This is a genomic window from Thalassotalea coralli (genome assembly GCF_055786205.1).
The window spans coordinates 69,281-87,186 of sequence record NZ_JBVVBK010000006.1; the positions used below are offsets into that span (position 1 = coordinate 69,281).

Annotated in this window: 15 protein-coding genes; 1 reads left to right on the forward strand and 14 read right to left on the reverse strand. The window is 40.5% G+C overall.

The features are described from left to right. Positions 1-42: 42 nt before the first annotated feature. Positions 43-537, forward strand: coding sequence for a hypothetical protein (locus tag ACOB80_RS15275; protein WP_473166720.1), 495 nt, complete (start codon positions 43-45; stop codon positions 535-537). A 66-nt stretch (positions 538-603) separates the two neighbouring features. Here ACOB80_RS15275 and ACOB80_RS15280 read toward each other — a convergent pair whose 3' ends face one another. The 14 genes from ACOB80_RS15280 to ACOB80_RS15345 all read right to left on the reverse strand — a co-directional run bounded on the left by ACOB80_RS15280 (position 604) and on the right by ACOB80_RS15345 (position 17,685). Beyond that, positions 604-1,701, reverse strand: coding sequence for a PepSY-associated TM helix domain-containing protein (locus tag ACOB80_RS15280; protein WP_473166721.1), 1,098 nt, complete (start codon positions 1,699-1,701; stop codon positions 604-606). Between the two features lie 113 nt (positions 1,702-1,814). After that, positions 1,815-3,944, reverse strand: coding sequence for a TonB-dependent siderophore receptor (locus ACOB80_RS15285; protein WP_473166722.1), 2,130 nt, complete (start codon positions 3,942-3,944; stop codon positions 1,815-1,817). 83 nt (positions 3,945-4,027) lie between these two features. After that, positions 4,028-6,370, reverse strand: coding sequence for a TonB-dependent receptor (locus ACOB80_RS15290; RefSeq protein ID WP_473166723.1), 2,343 nt, complete (start codon positions 6,368-6,370; stop codon positions 4,028-4,030). 164 nt (positions 6,371-6,534) lie between these two features. Next, positions 6,535-7,737 (reverse strand): putative manganese transporter, encoded by a 1,203-nt coding sequence (locus ACOB80_RS15295; RefSeq protein ID WP_473166724.1) that lies wholly within the window; start codon positions 7,735-7,737, stop codon positions 6,535-6,537. Beyond that, positions 7,737-8,054, reverse strand: a complete 318-nt coding sequence (sodX, locus tag ACOB80_RS15300) for a nickel-type superoxide dismutase maturation protease (protein ID WP_473166725.1) — start codon at positions 8,052-8,054, stop codon at positions 7,737-7,739. Before sodX ends, ACOB80_RS15295 begins: the two co-directional genes overlap by 1 nt. 2 nt (positions 8,055-8,056) lie before the next feature. After that, a complete protein-coding gene (gene sodN / locus ACOB80_RS15305) occupies positions 8,057-8,560 on the reverse strand; it encodes a superoxide dismutase, Ni (protein ID WP_473166726.1) in 504 nt (167 codons plus the stop codon). 4 nt (positions 8,561-8,564) lie between these two features. After that, positions 8,565-8,747 carry a hypothetical protein gene (locus tag ACOB80_RS15310; RefSeq protein WP_473166727.1) on the reverse strand — a complete coding sequence of 61 codons (183 nt, stop codon included), beginning with the start codon at positions 8,745-8,747 and terminating at the stop codon, positions 8,565-8,567. An 18-nt stretch (positions 8,748-8,765) separates the two neighbouring features. Further along, positions 8,766-9,200: a DUF2753 family protein gene (locus ACOB80_RS15315; protein ID WP_473166728.1), complete on the reverse strand. Its 435-nt coding sequence runs from the start codon at positions 9,198-9,200 to the stop codon at positions 8,766-8,768. Next, positions 9,201-9,653 (reverse strand): pseudoazurin, encoded by a 453-nt coding sequence (locus tag ACOB80_RS15320; protein WP_473166729.1) that lies wholly within the window; start codon positions 9,651-9,653, stop codon positions 9,201-9,203. Between the two features lie 154 nt (positions 9,654-9,807). Further along, on the reverse strand, positions 9,808-10,911 hold the full coding sequence (locus tag ACOB80_RS15325; RefSeq protein WP_473166730.1) for a response regulator: 1,104 nt from the start codon (positions 10,909-10,911) through the stop codon (positions 9,808-9,810). 41 nt (positions 10,912-10,952) lie between these two features. Further along, entirely contained in the window at positions 10,953-16,355 is a 5,403-nt protein-coding gene (locus tag ACOB80_RS15330) for a response regulator (protein ID WP_473166731.1), read from the reverse strand. Between the two features lie 189 nt (positions 16,356-16,544). Beyond that, entirely contained in the window at positions 16,545-17,042 is a 498-nt protein-coding gene (locus tag ACOB80_RS15335) for a GNAT family N-acetyltransferase (protein WP_473166732.1), read from the reverse strand. Continuing rightward, a complete protein-coding gene (locus tag ACOB80_RS15340) occupies positions 17,042-17,479 on the reverse strand; it encodes a DUF4177 domain-containing protein (RefSeq protein WP_473166733.1) in 438 nt (145 codons plus the stop codon). Before ACOB80_RS15340 ends, ACOB80_RS15335 begins: the two co-directional genes overlap by 1 nt. 26 nt (positions 17,480-17,505) lie before the next feature. Further along, positions 17,506-17,685, reverse strand: coding sequence for a hypothetical protein (locus ACOB80_RS15345; protein ID WP_473166734.1), 180 nt, complete (start codon positions 17,683-17,685; stop codon positions 17,506-17,508). Positions 17,686-17,906: the final 221 nt, after the last annotated feature.

Below are 17,906 nucleotides of genomic sequence, written 5' to 3' on the forward strand. Positions count from 1 at the left end.
CTTATCCATTAATTTTGTCTATTGATATATCAAGGAATTCATATGAAGCAATTCGCTTTAGCTACTCTTACAGTAGCCAGCCTTATCGCTACGTCAGCATCAGCAGGAGACGTAAGAAAGTGGAATGAGTATCAAACACTTGCGACAAAAATCGCAAGCAGCATTGATAAAGCGCCAATGAGTGAGTTGTCGGCAGATAGCTTAGCGCTAACCAAGCTTTCTACTAAATTGTTACCTGCTTTTATTAAAAAGCACCCTATTTGCTCTGAGTATTTAACCGCTGCGCTTGCTGCTGCTGATAGCATGACATCCCTTTCATTAGACGCTATCGAAAGCGATTACCACTCAGACGGTAAATTACCACCAGTTAAATCGGCTTCTTGCTACCATGCAAAAGACTTGCTAGTGCACCCTGCGACTATGGTTGTACTTGCTAAAACTCAAATGGATAGTAAAGAAACGCGCAAGCAAATTGGTCATGAATTGGAAGAAGTGATCGAACACTTTGCTCAAGTGAAAAAAGCCGCAGGCATCTAAACCTAATCAGGATTTGTCATAAAAGGCGAGCTTAGCTCGCCTTTTTGCTTTTCTACCCTACGCATTTTAAGCAACAGCTAGCTCTCGCTGCCCTGTTTTTCTTTTACTTTTTCTAAACCAATAGAAATACAAGCCTGTAAGGGCCAACCATAAAGGTGCCAAGCCTAGAACGCACCAAAGAATCTTGCTGGTTAAGCCGCCAAAATAGCCAAAGTGAAGTTTTCTAAAGCTATCTATTGTTTTGTTGACACTATTCGCACTGCGAATATCGTAAGCAGACATTAGTTTGCCTGTTTGCCTATCATAAGTAATGATACTGGCATATTCGCTTGCCAACGGGTTCTTGCTAGGCACCTCACCGTAAAAACTAATGTGTAATTCAGGCTCGAAAGGAAAGGTAAAGTAAGTCGCTCGATAACCGTTAATGTCTTTACTTGTTTGCTCTAGTAACGATTGAAAATCAATGGTTTCAGCATACAAAGGCTCCTTCAAAATTGGGTGAGGTTCTATATGCTCTTCAACCTCATGCACAACCGCAGCAATGTTGTAATAGCCACCAGTAAAAGCGAGTATTAACAAGACAGGTGCTGAGAATATGCCTATCATTTTGTGCACATCGCTATAAAAGATACGCTTAGCTGCAGAGAACCTCAACGTGAACAGCTTTTTCCAAAATTGGCGATGCAAAACAACACCACTAACAGCCAAAAATAATAGGATTATGGCGAAGATAGAGCCTAATACCGTTCCCGTAAAGTCGAGTAAAAATGTATAATGCAGCGATACTAACCAATCGGTAATATCTTGTGTTAAAAGAACAGGAGACGAAAGTATTTCACCTGTATACTGATTGAGATACTGCTTATACCAATAACCTGTTTCCTTACTAACAATATAAGCGGTTTCTGCTCTCGCTTTATCGTCAAAGATCTCCCAGCTCCCCAAAATGTGATTTGGATTAGCCGTTGCTATTTTTTCCACCAAGGTATTTAAGCTCAGCCTTTGCTGGTCAGGCTGAGCAACAATAGAGACGTGTTCTGGCATTAATAGTCGATCGATTTCAGTTTTAAACACTAAAATACTGCCAGTTACCGAAATCAGTATTAACGGGATCAAGGCAACCAAAGCGCTAATGGAGTGCCATTTAAATAGTTTTTTTCTCATCGTTAAAACTCCACTTCCTTGAATAAAAATCAATAAGTTATAAAACAACAAAACACCGCTTTTGCAGTGTTTTGTTAATTATTAGATAACTTTTATTCTCAGATTGACCACGTTTACATGGACCAAGTTAAGGTCATCGAATAGTTAGCCGGTGCCGCATAGAATGCCTGCGCCCAATATAAACTATTGAAGTATTTCTCATCTGTAACGTTATTAGCGTTGATGCGAATATTCACATTATCGTTAACTTCGTAATTAGCCATTAGCCCAACAACAGAATATGCATCTTGCTTAGTAACAACTGACATACCTGCCGTTGGATACGGCGCAGCGATAACATCTGTACGAGAGATATCATCTTGCCAACGTAAATTAACGCCAACCGACAGCTTTTCAATACTAGGAATGGTGTAGCTTGCTGCTAATTTAAACATAGACTCAGGCGTGTAGTCTTTAACCGCTTGGTCACCTTTAATATCAAAGTTGGTATAGCCAATACTGGTTTGAAGGCCCGGTAATATCTCACCAGCTAAATCAAACTCATAACCTGATGATTCAATACCATTAGAGCCGATATATCTTGCTTCTTCAGGTGGTAAGCCAGCAGTTGCAGGGTCAGGCGTCGCGACATTTACTTGCTTAGTTTCAAAGTAAGCAAAAGTTGCAACAAACTTATCGTCAAACAAACTTGTTTTAATACCTGCTTCTTGGCTCTTACCGGTAATAGGGGCTAACACATTGTTGTTGATGTCTAACTCTGTTTGAGAAACAAAGGTTTCGGTATAGCTGGCATATGCCACTGTATTATCGGTAAATTGATAAACGCCGCCAATGTAAGGAATGAACTCTTTATCACTAGCATCTTGTACCTTGTCGTAAGAAACACCTTTTACTTCCCAGTCGTTGTATCGGCCACCTAACGTTAAGTGAAACTCATCGGTTAAGCTTAAACGTGCGGTAAAGTAGTAGGCACTTTGCTTCCTTTCGGTATCAGAACCAGTAGCACCATCTGCAAATACAGGCTTCGGTGTTTTTCCATCCCACTCATTAAATGGCGGAAGAGCAGGAAAGCCTGCACCCGTAGTGTAATCATAAAGGGATGTTTCTACACCCTCGACAGTAGAGCGATTAGCGCCAACAACAAATTCATGGGTACGACCAAATAAATCAAAATCACCTGTCAAATATAGGTCTAATAAATCGTGCTCATCATCGTTGTCATATTCACTTGCATACCCTTGTAAACCTAACTCAGTTGCTTTGTCTGGCAAGCCGTATACATAGAATAATTCGGTGTCTTCATCCGTTGTCTTACGGGAATAAGTACCACGGAGTTCTAAGCCATTATCAAACGCATGAGTAAGCTCTAATACAGTATTTTCTTTTTTAACATCCCAGTTAGACCAGTCTGCTGAAGTATTGGTTGAAACATCGTAGTCTGTAGGCGAACCGTCAATATAAAATAACGGATTCGCCCCCCAGTTGTTGCCTTTGGCTTTACTGTCATTGACTGCATGGCTTAACGAAAGCGTCGTATTGTCTGTTAATTGGTGTTTCAAAAACACGTAGTAAACATTTTTCTCGGTAGAGTAACGATCAAGATACGAATCAGATTCTTGGCGAACAAACACAGCTCGCATTGCTGTATCTTCAGTAAAGTTATAGGTGCCATCTAGTTCAATACGGCCGTTATTCCAACTGCCAAGACTACCCGCAATACTGAGCTCATTTTGTGCAGTAGGACGTTTGCGAATAAAGTTAATCGTGGCAGAAGGGTTACCCACCCCAGTCATCAAACCGTTTGCGCCACGGATAACTTCAATACGATCATAAATGGCAGTATCTTCATCCGCATGGTTGTTACCTGATGTTAGTGGCAAACCAACACCATCAATCTGAAAATTAGTAATATCAAAACCACGGGCCGTGTAATAAGTTCGGTCAGTTTCGATCCGTTCTACATTTACGCCCGTTGCCGTGTCTAGCGCGGAATCAATATCCGTTAATTGAAAGTCTTTCAATTGGCTATCAGTAATTACAGAAATTGACTGTGGTATATCAATAATGGCTAATTCTAAGCGAGATGCGCCGCTTGCATTGTGAGCATTGTATCCCTGTAAGTAACTACCGCGAACTTCAATAGTTTCAATATCGTCTTTTTTGTCTTCGATGTCGTCATTAGCGAAAGCTTGGTTTGACAAAGCAACTGCTACCGCAATTGCAGACAGTGTTAGTTTCTTCATTGTTATTCCCTTGTTTAAAGTGAAGGAAAGCAAAGCGCTTTTCTTCACTCTTTGGATAGTGCGTTAAAAGTTATTGTTTGTTATTAAAATTCTGCGAGTAGCGACAGGCTCACTTGTCTCGGGCGACCAATTTGCTGTTGCCCATAGCTATCAACTCGATTTAAATCATCAGATTCAAAGAAGTAGGTTGAGATGTACTCTTCGTCGAACAGGTTGCGGGCATCTAATCGCACAGTAAACTGTTCCCAGTTATATGCTAAGTGTGCATTAACCAGCGTTCTTGCATCATTCTTAGGATCTGAATCGATAGCATACTTTGCCGCTTCCAACGTGATTACAGGATCTAGATATGCGACACTTGACCCCATGTAATTAACACTTGCGCCGGCAGTTAAGCCATTGCCAAAGTCATAATTTGCAGCCATATTTGCCGTCCATTCTGGAGAGTCAGCAAAAGGACGTCCCGATAAATCTTTTAGTTCACCGTTCGACTGAATCACATATTCAAATTTGGTAAATTCAGATTTAGCTAGGCCTAAACCAGCGACAATCGACAGTTGCTCGCTCGGGTAATAAAACAGTTCCAGCTCAAAGCCTTTAATATTTGATTCACCCGCGTTAACGGTTTCAATATCAAAGTTGGCTGTAGATAATTGCATTGAAATTTGTTGATCTGTCCAATCGGTATAAAAAGCATTAGCATTAAATACTAACTGGCCTTGTTGCCAAACTGAGCGAAAGGAAATCTCATAGTTATCAGTATATTCGGGGTCATATGTATAGATACGAGATTGCCCAATATTGGCACCTACTCCACCTGAGCGATATCCCTTTTGATAGATAACACTAGTGCTCATATCTTCATTGATGTGATAACTCAAACCTAGCTTAGGTAGCCATGCATCAAAGTCTGCTTTCGAGGCTGGCTCTTCGCCAGAGGCGTTTGCAGCAAGACCGTTTAGTGTGCCATTGATAATCGCGACAACTTGGTTAAGCGGTGCAGGAATCAACGCCGGATCTGGCATTTCATTATTAATGGTGTAGTTACTTACAGAAGCGTTAGTTTGCTCTTCTTTGTCGTATCGCAGACCAGCTAGTAAATCCCATTTATCGGAAATAGCCCAAGTTGCATCAAGGTATATCGCAGAGGTATCTACTTCTTGTTCAAGTGCCGCTGACATACCTAATTTAACCGGATCAATATCAGGGTATAGCGGAATAATCATGGCAGCGACTTCTTGAGATAAGCCAAATCCCCCCACTTCTTGAGGAGCCATTAATAAAGCAGGTAGTGGCGGCAATCCCATATCACTAAAGGGCAATAGTCTTTCGCCAGAGGATAGATCCTCAACTTCTAACGCAGACCAGTAGACACCACCAACAAGCTGCAACTCATCGGTATCATAAGTTAAGCGAATTTCATGACTAGTTGTCTTATCATTTCGACGATACTCGTTATCAGCGGTAATCTGCTCTGGTTGCATATCACCATCCCAGTTATAGCCATAATCAGAGTCGCTATAGGTACTCACTAAGTCCAATGACAAATCATCAGAAAGCGCCCAAGACACTTCTAAGTTATAAATATCGGTATCGGTACGTGTCCAAATATGCGAGTTATAATTAGTTTCACGATCATATGGCGAGCTGTCATTTTTAAATAACGACCACTGTGGGCCGACTTCTGATTCTGCCGTTGAAACGGTAAGTAATGCGCGAATATCATCATTTGGCTCAAATAATAACTTGGCTCGATATGTTTTACTGTCTTCGTAATTTGATTCTTCATTGCGCGTGGTGTTGTAAATATCGCCATCGTAGTTTTTATCTTCTGCTGATAGACGAAATGCAAGGTGGTTATCAATAATTGCACCGCCCGCCGCAACCGCTAATTCTTGTTGACCATATTCACCAATAACAACACGGCCTTTACCACTCCACTCATAACTTGGATCTTGCGTGCGCAACATGATAGCGCCAGCTAAGGCATTGCGACCTTGCAATGTAGACTGAGGACCGCGAAAAATCTCGACTTGCGATAAATCCCAAACAGATACAGCACCACTTCGAATCACCCGATAAGGCAAAGGCGCACCATCTAGGTACATACTAGTCAGGTAACTATTTCCACCGCCTGAAACATTAAACGCGTTTATACCGCGAATACTAAATCCTTGACCAAAATTTCCTGAAATATTTGGCGCGTAGTTGTATAGATCCGCTACGTTTTGCACGTTATGTTGCTCGATATCTTTACTTGTTAAAACCGCAACACTAATAGGAGTTTCTTGAATAGTTCTATCGATTTTTTGACCCGTGACGACAATTTTTTCGATTTCATCAGTGGTCACTTCAAAGGAATGCACACCGTAGGCAATTAAACCAAAAGCCCAAGCGAGGCATTTAGTAACTTTGTTAAATTTCATTGAGTTTCACTTTTTATTATTAATTAACGCTAACGCATCCTTTGCTAGATAATTCAAAACCAGAACAGCGAAATTCTAAGATTTGAAATTCCATCGGTGGGCTCTGAATATTATTTGAGCCCAAAATTCGCGATAATGATAATGATTCTCAACTAGATTATCAATCAGTTTTGTTCAAAAATCCAAAAATATCCGTAGGCACAAATTAGTGCAGGAATAGTTGAGTAAAGCGTAGCGACAAGTGCGACTTTTGGTGAAAGTGCAATAGCAGGAAATAGCGCATCGCCGTCATTACTTATGGCGTTGCCTATTTGGGCAGATAAGGGAATGGCACCTGATAAATACAACGTGGTAGTGATAATTTGCGGACCGCAACCAGGTATCATACCAATGAGCACAGCAATAAAAGGCGTAAAGCCGTGAAAACGATTAAAAACCATAGCTACATCTAGCTGGCTGTAAAGCATAACTAATTCAAAAAGTAAAAAAGCCACTACCACCCAGCTGGTAACAAAATTGGTATCTAACGCGACTTTTTGAAAGGCTTTGTTAAGCTTTGCTTTGTTATCTTCAGCAACAACAGACTCAAAATTTGTGACCTCTCTAGTCATCGCCCAGAGACAAATAAAGCTAAAACCAATTAATGCTCCAAGATTGGTTAGCCATTGTTCAGAAATACCCGTTAATTTAGGAATATCAACTTGTGCTGCTATCGCAAAAGCGACAACAACGCCAGGTAAAATAAAAAAACTCCATAACCGACCTTGCCACTCAACACGTTTAGGGATTTCGGTTTTTTCCGCCGTTGGGCAGCACTTATGTGCTCTTACACAATTGCTCGGATGATTTGATTTTAGAAATTCAGCAGGGTGAATTTTATTAACAAAAGTACCGGTTAACACACCGACCACTAAACACAGAGCAATAACGCCTAACGCTGTTGTCGGTTCTCTCACCAATAATAAAAAAGCCGCATCTCCCATTGTCGATGTAAGTACTGCAACAACAGCGCCAAAGCTTACCGAACCATTTATAAACCTGGTGATAACAATAATGGCGCCACCACAACCGGGTATACAGCCAAGTAAACAAGCAAAAGTCACTTCCCCAAAAGAACCTTTGTTCACCCCTGCAAGTTTAGAAAACGACAACAACCTACTAGCAAATAAGTGGTAAACAGCCAAAGTCGCTGCAACAAAAACAGAAACCTGCCAGAATGCATCGGCAAGCACAGATAATGCAATTTCTCGAGTTGTTATATTTAAAAGACAAATAGCAACCAGTAATGGGACAAACATTCGCCGATAACGGGGGATAAAGCTTGAAAGCGATATATTTTTAACTTGCTGATATAAAAAACTAGACATTAGAAAGACTGAGATACTGATTCACGAGGTTTGAAAATTCGGATCACTCGACCCAAAATTTGATCTTTAGAAATTGGGCCGATTTGCTCAACTGAAACGCTGCCTGCATTTTCACCTCGGCTCCAAATTAAGCCATTGTGATCAACATAAGCCACCGTCTTAACAATCACACCGTATTCAGGGTGTTTTATCAGCAAGCGCTGCCCAGGTTTTACCGAAAAAAACCTGAGCAGGCTTGTGATCAGTATAAAGCACCCTTGGGGGATAATGGGCGCCATACTGTGTCCTGACACTTTTCGAATGTGAAAGCCCAACATGGTCACGGTTTCAATTCAGGATAAATTAGGGATTCTTCAGGCGGATATGGGCAAGTGGCCTGAAAGGTAGCAACATTTTTAGTTTGCCAGAATATATCAGCGAACTGGTTCACTTTTTCCAATAGCGTTAATGTCGCTTTGCGGTCAATGTGCTGCTTAGCAAATGAGGTTGCTAACATAATTTCGTGAACAAGTTGGTGTACTTTTGGATGAGAATCGATTTGCGGCTGTTTAAAATAATCGCCCCAAATAACGCGGATTTCTTCCTTCACTTTATTGCCATGCGCTTCTTTTTCTGCGACCAGTCGATTAAAGGTCGCTTGCTGACCAAAAGATAAATCCCCTTGCTGCTCAAGTTCTAATAATAAATCCACCATACGGACCATGGTCAGCACTGCAAGTTGGGCGGTAATAGGGTCATAAATCTTGCATGGAATATCGCAATGAGCCGACGCTTCGTCAAAGCAAAACTTTTTATCTAAAACGCTAAGCAGTTCATATATCACTTCACTACTCCTCGTTATCTTGTTTAGTTTTAAACAGGCTATAACTAATACCAGCGGCAATAATAAAAGGTAAGATCCACAAAAGATGAATGATGCCCGCTTCAGGTGAGCTATGATCATGGCCTTCATGAGCCATAGAAAATGAACTTAAGACTGTTAATAAAATTAAAACAACATAATTTCGCATTTTTTTCTCCATTTCGTCCTAGTGAGTTACAGGCGACTCGCGCTCGATTTTTTCCTGCATGGCAATTAACTCCGTTTTACAGGTGTCACAAATCGGGTGCTTTTGTGCAAAGGTCAAAATTGGTGAAAGTGTTAATGAAAGACCTTTTAACGCCATTAGTTTGATATCTTCGTTATGCCCATCTGCTTCTGTGATTTCTTTAAGGTAGTCATGCGGCACCATTAAAAACCTTAATGCCAAACTCAGATTGTCAGTTGCTTCATAAAGTGAAGACAAGTTGTGGCAAGTGCAAATCCATGCCATTAAGGTTTCAGCACACAGCGGGTTGTCACGATATGCGTAAGCAAGCAAATCATAAGCCTCACTGTAAAAAAACTCTGCTTGCGACCAGTGCTCGGCATGAAAGCTTTGATTGCCCATGTTAAGTAGAGATTGCCATTGATTATGTTCCATCTATTTCACCTCTGATAAATACTTGGTAACACGTTCTTTGTTTAACACAACGCCTGCACCAATCGTCGACCATTCTTTTTCTACTTTTGCTAAATTAACGGGCTCACCTACCTGAATAACGCCCAGCATCCCCAAAGCAAAATGCGGTGTGCATTTATAGAGATAAACACCTTGTTTGGTAAAAGTGATTGTGACTTCTTTACCCTGGGCGCTATTAAATGATTCTGCGCCCTCGGGTATAGCAAGCGATTCAACATTGTGAGTAACATCAGAAGGGATAAATGTGACTGAGTCACCTTGTGAAATTTTCAAAAATCCTGGCGACATCACCATGGTTTGACCATTTTCACTGGTGGTTAAAAGCTTTACTTGATGGTTTTTTGCAAGAGCCACGGTACAGCTAATTAAACAAAATGTACTAAATAGGAAAGTTGCGATCATTCGTACTTTCATGGCTAGTCCTTTCTTAACATGAATATCGCCAAAACATAACCTTAATGATAATCGTTATCATTTGCATGTCAAGAAATAAAAAAAGCCAAATCAGTTTTTATTCACTAACTTGGCTTGTGTATTGTAGGTTTTAGATTAAATGAAAAGCGACGGCTTATTGAATCTCGTCATCACTATCTTTAAATTTATTAGCAACATGGTCAAATTGGTCTGTAATAGCCTCAAAGCAATCGATCATCTCAGGATCAAAGTGACTTCCTTTGCCTTCCAAAATAATGCCTACAGCTTTCTCATGAGAAAAAGCTGGCTTGTAGACGCGTTTACTTATCAGGGCATCATAAACATCGGCAATAGCCATTAACCTAGCTGATAGCGGAATATCCTCTCCAGCAAGCCCTTCTGGGTAGCCAGAGCCATCCCATTTTTCATGATGTGAATACGCAATTTCTTTCGCAAAGACAAGGAAATTATCAGCACTATCCATGTGAGTTTCAGCCGCAGCAATTGCATCTCGCCCAAACTCTGGGTGCCTTTTCATAATGGCAAATTCTTCGTCGGTTAATTTACCTGGCTTTAACAGAATACTGTCTTCTACCCCAACCTTACCAATATCGTGAAGAGGCGCAGACTTAAAGAGTGATGTGATCACATTAGGTTGCAGATAATCTTTATATTTGTCTAATTTAGCAAGTTCTGTGGCTAGCAACTTTACATAATGCTGAGTTCGGCGAATATGGTTCCCTGTTTCTGGATCTCGCGATTCAGCCAAAGCGCCCATTGCTACCATAGCAACATCTTGCAGCTCAGCTAACTGCACCGTTCTCTCTATTACGCGCTCTTCAAGTATTTCATTTTGACGCTCTAATAATTCACGAGACTCTTTTAACATCAAGTGATTTTTAACACGCTCTTTTAAAATAGCAGGACTTATTGGCTTGGTTATATAGTCCACCGCGCCAAGGGATAAACCTTTGGTTTCATCCTCTTCTTGAACTTTAGCAGTAAGAAAAATAATCGGGATATTCTTAGTGTCTTCGTCAGCTTTCAAACGTCGGCAAACTTCGTAACCGTCCATTTCTGGCATCATGATATCGAGAAGAATTAAATCAGGCTTGCGCTTTTCAACAATTTTTAACGCAATTTCTCCTTTTAGAGCTACTTGCACGACATAATGTGGCGACAATACCCCTTTCACCACTTCAATATTAGCTAAGGTATCATCTACTGCTAATATCGTAGATTTACCGTCTTCAGACATTTTACTTCTCCTCTGTATTTTTAGTTCACAGCGAATCCTTACTACAACTGCTGTGCTTCAATTCTAGTCTTAATTGATTTTATTTTTTCACTGGCGCTATCAAAATCATAACCGCTAACACTATCACGTAAACTTTCCATCTCGTCGACAAAGTTTTGATTAATGTTTAAGTCAAGTAATTCGTCAACACTATCAACGGCAGTTGCTTCATACATTTCAATTTCCTGCTCTATTCTTACAATCATCTCTAGCATTTTTTCCGCCGGCACTTCCGTTGGCCCAGCTTCAGATTGAAAACCTTCAAGCTCTTCTCTTAGCGATACGATATGCTTAGCTGCTTCCTCAAAATCGTAGCCCGCGAGTTCACTCTCAATCGCAAGCAATGCAGGCAAACGTGAAATATCACCGACAAGTTCCACCATTTTATCTACAGTATCTGGCGCACTACCATCATAGCCTTCAAGTTGCTCAGCTAACTCATCGATGCAAGAAAGTAGTGCTGTTACATCTACTGCTGAAGAGCTAGCCCCCGCGCTTTCCGGTGTTTGCAATGATTTGATTGTCGAAATCATTTTTTCCAATAACGGAGCACATTGCTCTATAAGCTGCTCAATTTCCTGTGTAGCGAAGCCACCGTTCTTTTCTATCTGCTCTGTCAGTGCATTTTCTAGTGACTGAGCTGTTGGTACTAAGAAATTTGCACCTATGTTTCCAGCAACGCCTTTGAGCGAGTGAATAGCAATAACGGCTGCCTGCATATTTTGTTGGCCAATTGCCGACTGAATTCTCTCAATTGCATCAGCTTCTGTCTTAACGACATTACCTAACGTTTTTCTCAAGGCTTTATAACTACCGCCCATACGTTCGACAGCAAGCGCAATATCAAAGTCAGGTAACTCAAACGCTTCCTCGTTAGACGTCGACTTTTGCTTAAACTCATCTATGGACTTTCCTGTTGGCTCTATCCATTGAGCAAGCGTTTTAAATAAAAGATTCGGATCAATTGGTTTAGGGATGTGGTCATTCATGCCAACCTCTAAACATTTCTCTCTATCGCCACTCATAGCGTTCGCAGTCATTGCAATGATGGGTAAATCGCTAAACTGTTCATTCGAACGAATATTTTTAGTTGCCGTAAAGCCATCCATTACTGGCATTTGTAGGTCCATTAAGATGGCGTCATAGTCTCCAGCGTCTATTTTTTCTATCGCTTCTTGCCCATTCCATGCAGCCTCGACATTTAAGCCCGCCATAGTTAATAGCTCAATCGCTATCTGTTGATTAATTTCGTTATCTTCAACTAGTAATATATTCGCTCCTACTATTTCTAGCGTAGCGCTGGTATCGAGTTCACCTGATTTACTATCTCGCACTCCCGACTCAACTTCTTGCCCTAAGACAGTACAAATAGTGTCTAATAGTGTCGAAGCGTTAACGGGCTTAGTTAACGATGCTGCAAGATTAATTTTGTTTGCTTGTGCTAACATTTCATCTCTGTCGTATGCAGTCACAATGACAAAAATAGGCTTCTCCGAAAGGAAGCCTTCTTTTTGAATTTCAGCGCCAAGTTGTACACCGTCCATATTTGGCATTTTCCAATCGGCCAGGACAAGCTTAAATGGCTTACCCTCGGCTTCCGCTCCTGCCAGAATTTCAAGCGCTTTAACACCAGATTGCGCTACTTTGGCCTTAAAGCCCATCGACTCACACATGCTGTGGAGAATTTCACAAGCGGCTAAACTATCATCGACAACTAATACGGATAAATCACGTAAACTGTTCACTGACGCATTAACCGAAGTAACTTGTTGGTCTGTGGTATCGAAACTTGCAGTAAAGTAGAAAGTGCTGCCTTCGCCGTACTGGCTTTCAACCCAAATGTTACCCTTCATCATTTCAGTGAGGGTTTTGCTAATAGTTAAGCCTAAACCCGTGCCGCCATATTTTCGCGTCGTCGACGCATCAGCTTGAGAAAAGGACTGGAATAATCGACTTTGCTGCTCTTCGGTCATGCCTATACCAGTATCTTTTACAGAAAACTGGATTTCGACGCGCTCCGAAGTGGCTGACAACAAACGAGCGCTTAAAATAATCTCGCCACTTTCAGTAAACTTAATGGAGTTATTCGCTAGGTTTATTAAAATTTGCCCTAAGCGCAATGAGTCACCAACAATGTATTCAGGAATACTTGGATCGATATCGATAAGTAGCTCTAACTTCTTCTGCTGGCTTCGATGAGATATTATTTGAATAACGTGATCAATAGCGTCGTTGATATTAAACCTTTCATGCTCAAGCTCCATCTTGCCCGCTTCAATTTTTGAAAAGTCTAATATGTCATTAATAATGCCTAGCAGAGACTCAGCAGAGCGATGAATTTTATTGACATAATCTTTTTGCTTTCTGGTTAATTCCGTTTGCAGCGCCAAATAACTCATGCCAATAATGGCGTTCATTGGTGTTCGAATTTCATGGCTCATATTAGCCAAGAAATCACTCTTCGCTTGTGTCGCTTCCTCTGCCTTTTGCATGGCACTTTTTAGCTCTTCTTCCGCTCTTTTTCGCAATGTTGTATCGCGGACAATCCCTGTATATAAATGCTCTTTATCAACAAAAGCCTCACTTACTGCCACTTCTATATTGACTAAGTCTTGCTCTTGGGTATATCCGATGAGTTCATACACGCTATTATCTGCATTACCATTAGATTTAGCGTTGCGAAACTCGATATGAAAGGCCTTATTCATCAGTCTGCTAATATCGTCGCCAACAATATCACTTGACTGATAGCCAAAAATCGCAGCAGCAGCTGGGCTATATTCGAGTATTTTACCTCGCTCATTAATCACTATGATGCCATCAGACGCATTGTCGATAATACTTCGAGTACGCTGCATGGTAACTTCTAATTTTTCTGTACGCTCCTTAACTAGCTCCTCTAGTTGAACTTGAGAGTGCTCAAGGGCACGCGTCGCTCTGGTTCCCACGCGCAAGGTAAACAAGGTGCCACCAAAAAGTAAGAACAATGAAATAAGTAATACAGAGACTATGGTGTACTCAAACACTCTAACGACAGCAAGAGATTCATCTGCATCAACTTCTGCCGCCAATCCAAAACCAAAACTGTCATCCCAGATCCAACTACCAATTACTTCAATACCGCGGTAGTCTCTGTATCCGTTATAGTTAGAGCCAGAGGTGCGATTGGCAATACTCGCCGCCATTGTCGTTAACGGCCAATCCTTACTAGGTTCAGTTTCAATACTTTGCTTTCTAAGATTAACGCCAGGATCGGCAACACGAAGGTTTAATGACGAATCTTCCCCTTCTTCCAACAAGCCCATGTTATAAAGTTCCTGATCAAACCTTGAACTTGATAACATCAGCCCTGAGGGGCTAACGGCATAAATTTCGCCTGACTTGCCGATCACGCCAGCAGAAAGAATAGTTGTGAATTCTTTTTGAAAATTTAATCGCTTGGTCAGCACGGCAATAACTTGGTTTTCAGCATTTCTAATAGGTGCTGCAATAAACATGGTAGGGATCGCTAGCTCGCTTTCACCATTATTAGATTGCGTTAAGTTTATTTCAGCTCTAATAGGTGGAATAAAAGCCGCTTTGCCATTGAACACTCTTTCCAAAATATGCGGAACGTTTTTTTCGATTATATTTTTAGAGCCAATGTTGATATCTCGACTAGAAGCAATACTGACCCGCGTTGGCGATATAATAAAAAAGCCGTATTTTCCTATGCTTGATTCACGCTGCTTAAAGAATTGCCTAATTTGAGATTGAACTGGTGCTTGAACAAGGGCTTGTTTATTTTCTGGTACGGCCAAAATACCTTCTACTAACTCAAGCAGCTCTTTATTTTTCGCGAGGTTTTCTAAATTTTTAGTCTCGTAATCTACCCAAGAAGTTAAACGATTTTCCGTCGAGTTCAATATAGCTTCGAGGTTATACTTCATCGCCTCAAATTGTTCGTTTTCAGCATATTTAGTTACTACGTAAGCGGCAATCATCAACATCGAAGATAAAACAATTAGCCCGGTCATTAAACTATAGCGAAAACTCTTTGAACCAAATTTCGTGGCCAGCTGCTCATCACTGGACCTTAGCACCAAAGAGCTGATACCCGATCCTAAAAGCACTAATAAAACAATCGCCCCTAACGTTAACCACACAAAATAATTAAAGCGCTCTTCCTGCTGCTGCTCTAATACTTCAGGAGTGGATTTTAACCAATCATTATTGGTCAACATGATGTCACTTAAACGAAGAGAATTAAGAGACTTTTGTAGAATTTCATGTAAAACAGGGTGGTCAATATGAGTAAATAAATGAAGGGAAGTCGGCAAAATTACATCTTCATCAATTTTTCGAATGTCATTTATTTGATTACGTAACAGCCAATCATCAATTGCAACTTCGGCATCAAGCACAGCGTCGACTTCACCATTAAGCACCATATCAATGGACTCCCGTAATCCTGACGTGCGAATGACGGTAATATTCGGATACAAGGCGGTAACTTTGTCAATTGTGGTATAGCCATCAGAAACTGCGACCTTCGCATGAGCCAAATCTTTTACCGACTTATAACTCACATTGGAGCTCTGAACAAAAAACAGCTCTCGAACTAAAAAAAACGGCGTAGAGAAATAACCATAAGCCTTGCGCTCTTCAATCAAGTAGCTATCTGGCAGCAAATCTAATTCACCGCGTTCAAATTGCGCTAACAACTCTGACCAACTTCCTGGCACATACTCTAATTGTAATCCCGTTTTTTCAACAATTTGATTGATAATCGCGCCAGTTAATCCAGATACATTGTTTTGTCCTTTCATGTAGAGGATAGGTGGCCAATGCTCTACCCCTACTTTTACTTTGTTATTTGCTATCCACTTCCTTTCTTCAGGTGTTAGTTTTAATCCTTGGGCGACATTAGGCTTTGCTTCAGTTTCTCTTACACGCGTCTCTATGCTGGCAATAAAAGTCATTACAGTAACTAAATACTGACCTTTAATTTCAAGATATTCGTCGCTATTAATAAGCGACATGGCTCCTTGCCGATCACCACCTTTTACTGCGGCAATTGCTTTATTCTCAATAGCCACGAGTCGGTTATTGATAATTTCCAATTCGCCAATGATCTTAGCGTCGTCAGCCGACTGGTTTGCCAAAAGTATATGGATAAGACTACTTAATTTAGGCTCGAATTCTTCATAACGAATTAACCACTTTTCATCGCCAGAAAAGGCATAACTCAGCACCGATGAGGTTAATACTTCGTCGATATATTTAAGCTCTGACGCAATTGATTGCACTTCAGCAACACTGATCTTGTGCTTATCTTCGATATTAGATTGCGCGCTGATGCTTAAAGAACTTAATAAAACAAAACACGTAACTAAGAGGAATATAAAGTTAAATTTTGAACGCACACGCATTTCCTAACATGTCCCCTTTAATAGGTTAAGTAGACTTTTAAACATATGATAACTTTATGACATTATTTTATTTTTTACACATCATAAAAGCTTTTTTTATTCATTTAAAGGTAGGTAGGAATAGGCAATCAATCAAGAATTATTGTAATGGACCTTGATATAAAATAAGACTTAACGTTGTCACTATGACTTTAGTAAAACAAAAAGCCGCTCATTAACTTCTTCACCTTGATGTTTAACAGAGTTTAGGAGTATTTTTTCGCAGTGAAATCCAGATTTTTCCATTACTCGAGATGAAGCAATATTAGGCTCAGATACAGGGTTAAATAGTTTAATGATTTCAGTGTTATTAAATATTTTTTCACAAAACAAACTAACCGCTTGCGTCATAACACCCTGCGACCAATTTTCAGGTGCGAGCCAATAGCCAATTTCGGCACTTTGGGAAGCACCTTGAGGTTGTAAGTAAATACCTACTACGCCGACAAACTCTTTATTTAGTTCTATCGCGTAATTTATAGCATCAGCCTTAGAACCAATAGACAGCCACCAATTTGCATCCTGTTCGGTGTAAGGTTGAGGAATATTAGCGGATAAATATTGAGTAACGGAGGCTAGGTTTAAGTTGCGAACTAAATAAGGTGCATCACTAAGTGTTAGCTGCCGTAAAGATACATTCATTATATTTTTGGCTCTGCCATATACTCTCTTTCAAATACCACTATCGCTTGCCCTGCTCCGCCGTGAACACTGTTGCCATAGCTAATGGTATGCACTCGCCATCCTTTTGAAGCGTATTCGTTAATCGCATTATCTATTTCGAAAGGCCCGTCATTGAGTTTTTTCTTGCCCCAGCCTGAAATCCATGTTGCATCACTTTTTAATACAACCGTTTTGTATTCATAATGAGTTACAACATTTGGCTCAATATAATCTAGCGCTGTTGCTTCTATATCAAAGGCCGACGCTATCGCTTTTTTGGACTGAAGTGAGATGCTACCTTCTCGCTCTATCCGTTGCACTGTTCTCAAATTTAACCCTGAAGCAACTGATAACTCCTCTTGAGACCAAGAACGCTCTTTTCTTAGCTCAACAACAAGTGCAGCATCTATTTTCATTTCAATATTCCTTTACTTTTCGTTCATTATTTCGCTTTTGCGCTGCTTTTTAGTAGCGCGACTCCCAAAGGAATGCATATTAGAATACCAATTAAGTAGCTACCAATACTACCACCAATCGCAACCCCTACTCCAACCGTTAAAGCGACACTCGCTGCCAATAAACGATTTGATTTCAATGTATTCTTTTTGTCTAGCTCTGCCATGCTCATTTCCTCAGCTTATGTTGTAAATACCCTAAGTGGGTTAGCAGAGCTGAATGTAGTGCTTTTCTTATAGCAAGCACTACGGCAAAGTAGCGACAGTTACCCGACAACACTCCTTTCACATTGTTTTAATTGACATTTATTTCAAAAACATGGTCAACTAATTGCTCTAGTTATTCCCTATGACTATCAAATAAATGCCTGTATTTCATATTATTAGC

What these genes read in the sequence shown, in the direction of transcription:
- ACOB80_RS15280 (WP_473166721.1), bottom strand. Translation starts at nt 1,701, where the DNA reads ATGAGAAAAAAACTATTTAAATGGCACTCCATTAGCGCTTTGGTTGCC.
- ACOB80_RS15290 (WP_473166723.1), bottom strand. Translation starts at nt 6,370, where the DNA reads ATGAAATTTAACAAAGTTACTAAATGCCTCGCTTGGGCTTTTGGTTTA.
- sodX (WP_473166725.1), bottom strand. Translation starts at nt 8,054, where the DNA reads ATGTTGGGCTTTCACATTCGAAAAGTGTCAGGACACAGTATGGCGCCC.
- ACOB80_RS15335 (WP_473166732.1), bottom strand. Translation starts at nt 17,042, where the DNA reads ATGAATGTATCTTTACGGCAGCTAACACTTAGTGATGCACCTTATTTA.
- ACOB80_RS15285 (WP_473166722.1), bottom strand. Translation starts at nt 3,944, where the DNA reads ATGAAGAAACTAACACTGTCTGCAATTGCGGTAGCAGTTGCTTTGTCA.
- ACOB80_RS15345 (WP_473166734.1), bottom strand. Translation starts at nt 17,685, where the DNA reads ATGGCAGAGCTAGACAAAAAGAATACATTGAAATCAAATCGTTTATTG.
- ACOB80_RS15340 (WP_473166733.1), bottom strand. Translation starts at nt 17,479, where the DNA reads ATGAAAATAGATGCTGCACTTGTTGTTGAGCTAAGAAAAGAGCGTTCT.
- ACOB80_RS15325 (WP_473166730.1), bottom strand. Translation starts at nt 10,911, where the DNA reads ATGTCTGAAGACGGTAAATCTACGATATTAGCAGTAGATGATACCTTA.
- ACOB80_RS15310 (WP_473166727.1), bottom strand. Translation starts at nt 8,747, where the DNA reads ATGCGAAATTATGTTGTTTTAATTTTATTAACAGTCTTAAGTTCATTT.
- ACOB80_RS15295 (WP_473166724.1), bottom strand. Translation starts at nt 7,737, where the DNA reads ATGTCTAGTTTTTTATATCAGCAAGTTAAAAATATATCGCTTTCAAGC.
- ACOB80_RS15315 (WP_473166728.1), bottom strand. Translation starts at nt 9,200, where the DNA reads ATGGAACATAATCAATGGCAATCTCTACTTAACATGGGCAATCAAAGC.
- ACOB80_RS15275 (WP_473166720.1), top strand. Translation starts at nt 43, where the DNA reads ATGAAGCAATTCGCTTTAGCTACTCTTACAGTAGCCAGCCTTATCGCT.
- ACOB80_RS15320 (WP_473166729.1), bottom strand. Translation starts at nt 9,653, where the DNA reads ATGAAAGTACGAATGATCGCAACTTTCCTATTTAGTACATTTTGTTTA.